The sequence below is a fragment of the Franzmannia qiaohouensis genome (assembly GCF_031451695.1).
In the GTDB taxonomy this organism is placed as follows: domain Bacteria; phylum Pseudomonadota; class Gammaproteobacteria; order Pseudomonadales; family Halomonadaceae; genus Franzmannia; species Franzmannia qiaohouensis.
Genome location: NZ_JARWAM010000010.1, coordinates 175,441 through 181,480, shown reverse-complemented (window position 1 = coordinate 181,480; position 6,040 = coordinate 175,441). Strand labels below are relative to the sequence as shown.

Below are 6,040 nucleotides of genomic sequence, written 5' to 3'. Positions count from 1 at the left end.
TCTGTCTTCAGCAGTGAGGTGGCGATAGCAATGAGTCATGGCAATACCATACCGAATGGGTCAGGTGTTGCACTTGGTCATTGAGACCGCCTCGCTTTTGCCGGGAAAACGCCAGATCAATACGAACAGGAGAACGGGCGCTCCAACGATAACCTGCTTGCTACGCTAAACAAGTTGGAAAGCTACAACAAAGATTTTTTCATCGTTTTTGCACACGTAGAAGCGCCTAGTGGTTTGTGGAATGAAATTGATGGCGGACGCATGCAGGAGCTGGCCAATGATCCGCTCATTCAGAAGTATTGTTTAGGCTTTCAAAAAGTGCGCACACACGATAAGCCTGATAAGAAATGCAGGATAAAGGTGCAGCAGTGGTGGGGTAATAACTATCCCGCAGAACTTGAAGGAAGTGATCCCAAATCCTTGGGTGAAGTGGGGAGAGGAAAAGAGTGTTTTCTGCAGCTCGGCGATTTTAGTTTCGATGCTGTTAGATATGCTTTAACAGATCATCCTTATCGTACGAGTAAAAATAAATCTCCGGAGCTAAAACACTCTCATGTCAATGCTATTCGTTTTGAGGGTGGACTGTTTGATGGAAAACGTGTCACATTCTCTCCGCACCTGAATTGTCTCATCGGAATTCAGGGTAGCGGCAAGTCTTCAGTGCTTGAGTGCTTACGCTATGCTCTGAACTTGGAATTTGGAGATAAAGCGCAAGATAAAGAATACAAGGATGGCCTGGTTCCGTACGTGCTCAAAAGTGGTGGCAAGGTTGTTGTAGAAGCAACAGATCGCCATAGCACACGCTACGAGGTGCGCCGCATCTACGGTCACAATCCGGACGTATACGTCGCCGACCAATTGCAGCCTGGTGTCTCGATTCGTGGAACAATTATCAATAAGCCGCTATATTTTGGGCAAAAGGATCTAGCTGCTGCGGGTAAAGAATTCGGTCGAGATCTTGTCGAAAAGCTTATTGGTGATGGGCTTTCACCTTACCGAAAGTCAATAGAAGAGAAGAAGGGTGAGCTTGAACAGGCTGTTGAGGCTCTCTTATCGCTACAAAGTGATGCAGATAATTTGGCCTCACTTGAAAGCAATCTAAAGGATATCGAGTTCCGTCTTGAACAATTCGACAAGCATGGAGTAAAACCCAAGCTTGAAAAACAAGTAGAGTTCGGTAATGATCTCGCATTTTGCGAGTCGGTTGACGAGGCTGTAGTTGAATGGAAGGAAAATCTCGAAAGCGTTATCGGTGAGGCAGATGAAAGATTTGAAGAGATTGGTCTGCACAAGTCTAAGTTCAATGAATCAATATTCGAGAGGTATGCCACCCAGATAGCAAAGATAAAAGAAACTATTAAAACCGTGAAGACAGTGACAGTGTCAATCTCCGCCGTGGCTACTGACCTTGGTGCATTGCGTAATGAGCTAGAAACAACTAGGGATGGTCTCAAAGAAGAGTTTGCGGAGATAGAGCGTGAACTCGTAAAGGCACTCGAAAGTAACGGCGTCACATCGATTCAGCCGGACGACTACATAAAGCTCACAGAAAGGAAGACTGAACTCAAGACCTCTGTTGCTGAACTCAACAAGAGAACCGAAAACCATTCAGAAAAGCTTGGACAAGTACGTCGTGCTATAGCGGGTCTCAATGAAGCGTGGCACGGGGAGTTTGAATTCATCGAGACCGAACTCGAAAAAATAAACTCGGCTCAATCTTCTCTTTATATTTCCAGTGAATTCAAAGGCGACAAGGATGCGTTTCAAAAGAAATTGGAAGATACTTTTCGGGGTAGTAATATCCGGAAGGAATCATTTCACGGGCTGGTAAATGAGTACGTTGACTTAGGCTCGATTTACGTGGACCTTGATGAGGCTGCAAAAAAGGCAAGGAGCAAATCCGAAACGTTTTCGGAATTATTTGCGAAGTATTTATTCTCGCTTCTTTCATACCAAATCCCCAACAAGTATGAAGTTACATATAATGGCAAGCCGCTAAAATCACACTCTTTGGGGCAAAGAGCTTCGGCTATGATGTTGTTCCTGCTCAGCCAAGACGACAATGACCTTCTTCTAATTGATCAGCCCGAGGATGATCTTGACAGCCAAACCGTATATGAGGAAGTCGTAAAGCTATTGCGTAAAATTAAGGCAAAACAGCAGTTTATATTTGCCACACACAATGCGAACTTCCCCGTACTGGGCGATGCAGAAACAGTAACAGCCTGTAGCGTTGAGAATGAGACCTTCAACGTCGTTACTGGAAGTGTTGATTCCAAGGATTGCCAGACGAAGATCATTCGAATAATGGAAGGCGGGCCGGAAGCCTTCGATAGAAGAAAGACCATATATCAAATATGGAAGCCTAAAGAGAGTGCTTGTTAAATTGTCTAACAATCGGCTATGCGGCGACTAATTTTCCGCCTCTTTGAAGCTCCAAATCGGCGCGTGAGCCGGGTGGTTAGATGTACGAAGGAGAATTATGAGTCGAGTTGATAAGATTATTGCCCATCAACGCCCGGATGGACTCGTTGACTCGTTCGGGATTGAGAGGGCTTTTTGTAATTGTCTTACACCAGATGAAGCAGCTGCATTGTTAAACCGCGTGGTGACAGAGAAACCTGAGTATCGAAACGCCGCAGTCAGAAAAGTATACGAAGATATTGAAAAGGGGTACTTGGCATGCCACGAGCGGCTTATTGAAGAATTGATGTCGGCTTTCAAAAATGGAGATCATCGCTTACGACAGTCACTAGGTTTTGTGCTCTCAAGGATTTCTGAGGTCGTTCCATCGAGAATTCAGCAACGTATTGAATTGTTTTTCCTTGATTCCCGCTACATTGGAGTCAGGAGAAGGGGTTATAAAATTTCGACTCGACGTAACAAGCTGAACGAACAGGCGATCATGAAACCTTGGCGTGAGTACGGTGATTACGAGGCTGCATGGTTAATTACCAAGTTTTTTCCAGTTTCTTTCCTCATAGAAAATCGGCAGGCTATAGAGGAGCATTTTACTGAAGGTTGGCAGTTTTCCCGACTATATCTAAGAATGGCTGAAGTGCAACCCGGTATTTTGTCACACCTAAAAGCTCGCGATACAATATCATACTCCTATGTGCTAGCAAAGCTCGGTGGCAGACTTGACGATGAGGAAGCCTTCAAATTTTTGGAATCTGCTTCGCTAGACGAAAGGTTTGGTCTATATGTTTGGTCTTTAGGAAAACTTGGGAAGTGGGAGGTTCTGGAAGCTATCGATTCCAAGCTACTCGAGTTTCAAGTTAGGCGGATAAGGCATGTTTTTCCTCATTATCACATCTAACAATACGCGTCACGCGTATGTCCTTTCTCTGCTTAGGTTAAAAAGGGCCGTGGTGCGCTTGGCGTTGCATCAGGCCGTTCTGAATGTCTGCTCATGGCCGATATCTGATATTGAGAATGCGACAATAAAGCTGGTGTTATTTTGGCGGCAACGGCCTAGATACCATCTCCCTAACCGGCCAAAATCCCCCTAATGGGCAGTTTGTAGCCGGTTAGGGAGATGGTATCTAGCAATGCACATGAAGCAGCAGCCCCTCTAAGTCGGGGGGAATGTCAACTCGACGCGTATCTGCATGCCTAAGCATTCAACTTACGCTCCTGCTCCGATCGCTCTCGATCATCCTGAAGCTGACCATGGAGCGTCAGCAACTCACCCGAGGTTCGATTCTTTACGGCAGTATAGATGAGCTGCTGAACATGTGAGCGTTTGATGCTGGCTGTTTCGGCATGGGTGTGAATGCGCTCGGCGGATAGCCCCCATCCCGAATTGGCAAAAAAGAGCTGTCCATACGCTTGCAACAGAAGCTGTTCGGCATGGGCCGGCGGGGATTGCCGGTTTCCTCTCGCGACTTCAGACCGTGCTGGGAATACGGCGTAATTGGGATTTTTATGACCCGTGAATTCGTAGGGTGTCCTGGCTTTCGTGTAGAAGGCCCCCACCACGGCGATGGCAAAGATAAATAAATTGTTCGAGCCCCCATGAATCGCGCGAGCCTGTTCCGGCCCTCCACGTCCGCCTCGACTGCGGATATAGCTTTCCTGAAGCTGTTGGCTCCAGCTAATTGCGATGTCGATATCGGATGCATTCATTACTCGCTCAAAGAACGGGCCTGAATCTAGCATGCTCCCACCGTGCCCGAACCAGGCGGTAAGTAGGTCGCGGAGTACCTTGGCAGCCAAGTCGGCGTCATGCCCATCCATCACCATTGGCACTTCATTGACCCCTAACCGATTCATTTCACACACAAAATCGACGGTCATCTTCGCGGCCTCACTGCCTCGAGCCTCCATGGCCGCATACTCCAGCAGAATCCTATTTGCTGAGAGATTGGCACCGGCAAGCGCCAGCAAACTATTAGGGTCAGAGGCCTGCTGGCTTTCCTTATGCCAGCGTTCAATAACACTGCCGAGGCGATCAAGGGCTTCTTCAGAACACCTGCGTGTGACTTCTGCCGGTATGGTTTCCGTCTCCGGCCACCCGCAACTGGCAACCCATTTTGATTCATAGATACTCACTTTCTTATCCATGAGTCCTTCTAAGTAGAGAAGGTTGTGCCCAAGCGCCGTATCAGAGCTCAACGGGAAGCTGAGCAACCCAGAGTCACTCAAAGTATCGTGGGGAACCCATTTGAGCATTCCTCTGTACTGCTTTTTATCGTTCTCACCCATATTTTCTACCAGTTTTTCAAAGAGCCACTGGCGAAAGCGCAAATGTTCAGATTTTTTTAACGCATCTCCAGGTAGCGGATCCTTGGAGAGATACCTCAACGAGGCTGCTCTGTGCGGGCTAATCTGATCCACGTCTCCAGGCCCCTTGACCCAGGCCTCTCGTGGCACTTTCGCCAACACAAAATCACTCCATTTGTGCATGTCCTCTGAGGCCTTGCGAAACACGCTAGCAAGCTTTTCCACCTCATAGGGGCACGACTTTCGAGCCAGTTTCCCAGCTTCCTGCTTCGTGCAGGATAGGATGCCTGATAGCATTCTCTTGACTAGTTCAAGATCATCCGTTCCGTAGTACGTGGTAGGGCGGCCCATAGATTTTCCCTTTGTCACTGCGTAGTGTCAGGCATCCAGCCCTCCTAGGCTGGATACATGTGATGGAATTACGTGTCAGGAACAGGCCCAGGAAGGATCAGGATCGCCCTGTGGACCCGTCTGCTGCGCACGTAGCTCGTTGCGAGTCATGCGGTTCACCTGAATACCGTCGACATTCCACTGAAGGCGCTGGACTTCATAGTAAGCCATTGCAACCGCCTCCTCCTGGGTTCTGGCGATACCTTCGCGCAAAAAAACGCGTGCAAGCTGGTAGGTGTGATCTATGGCACCATGTTCCTGGACGGACTTCATACCGTGATAGTGGTTGTTGGCGGCAGTGTACATGCCTTCATAGGGGGATTTTTTCTTAGCCACGGGCTTCTCCTTTGATGGCTTCGTTGACCACAGCTACAGCCTACCAAGAGGAAAACGAGTTTCTTCGTATCATTATCCGCCGATGCTGAAATTTCTTTCGTCCGGTCCGTTTGTAGAAGCAGGGAGAGTCTTAAGACATTCGTTATTGTCGAGATAAGGCTTCAATTGGTGGCTAACTGTCGCTGTCTGTCGCACATTTTGTTGGGATTCTGCTCGGGTGTATAACTCCTGTGACCCGAGGTGGCGACGTACCGCGATAGGGATATTTTTTTAAATAGAAGCGTGACCGTTGATCATTTCGTACCTGCCTGAGGGCCATTTCCTTTTCTACGAATGCCCCTAATCACCCAACAAGCCGGCTCCTGACAGGCACCCTCGGTACGGTGCGAGGGGGCACGAAGCCCCTAAACGCGAGCCTGACGCTATCGCTATAGATAGACCGGGCACAATCGGCTACGGGGAGTGATGACGTCAGCATATTATGCATAAATGGAGGAGCCTGCATGAGTCTACTTTTAAATAACACTATAGGTTACATCAGGTTATGCTGAACGGCCGCTACTGGCCGAAAGCCGACATCACCAATACT

The 6,040-nt window shown here is 48.1% G+C and carries 3 protein-coding genes and 1 pseudogene; 2 read left to right on the top strand and 2 right to left on the bottom strand.

Annotated features, from left to right (window positions below):
- Positions 1-114: 114 nt before the first annotated feature.
- Both QC821_RS15110 and QC821_RS15105 read left to right on the top strand, forming a co-directional pair.
- Positions 115-2,385, top strand: a pseudogene (locus QC821_RS15110) (TrlF family AAA-like ATPase); the annotation flags it as partial.
- A 97-nt stretch (positions 2,386-2,482) separates the two neighbouring features.
- Positions 2,483-3,319, top strand: a complete 837-nt coding sequence (locus QC821_RS15105; RefSeq protein WP_309723199.1) for a hypothetical protein — start codon at positions 2,483-2,485, stop codon at positions 3,317-3,319.
- 296 nt (positions 3,320-3,615) lie between these two features.
- On the opposite strand, the gene QC821_RS15100 is transcribed toward QC821_RS15105, so the two are convergent.
- Complete coding sequence (locus QC821_RS15100; RefSeq protein WP_309723197.1) at positions 3,616-5,076, bottom strand: hypothetical protein; 1,461 nt, start codon at positions 5,074-5,076, stop codon at positions 3,616-3,618.
- 75 nt (positions 5,077-5,151) lie between these two features.
- On the bottom strand, positions 5,152-5,451 hold the full coding sequence (locus QC821_RS15095; protein WP_309723194.1) for a hypothetical protein: 300 nt from the start codon (positions 5,449-5,451) through the stop codon (positions 5,152-5,154).
- Positions 5,452-6,040 lie beyond the last annotated feature (589 nt).

What these genes read in the sequence shown, in the direction of transcription:
- QC821_RS15105 (WP_309723199.1), top strand. Translation starts at nt 2,483, where the DNA reads ATGAGTCGAGTTGATAAGATTATTGCCCATCAACGCCCGGATGGACTC.
- QC821_RS15100 (WP_309723197.1), bottom strand. Translation starts at nt 5,076, where the DNA reads ATGGGCCGCCCTACCACGTACTACGGAACGGATGATCTTGAACTAGTC.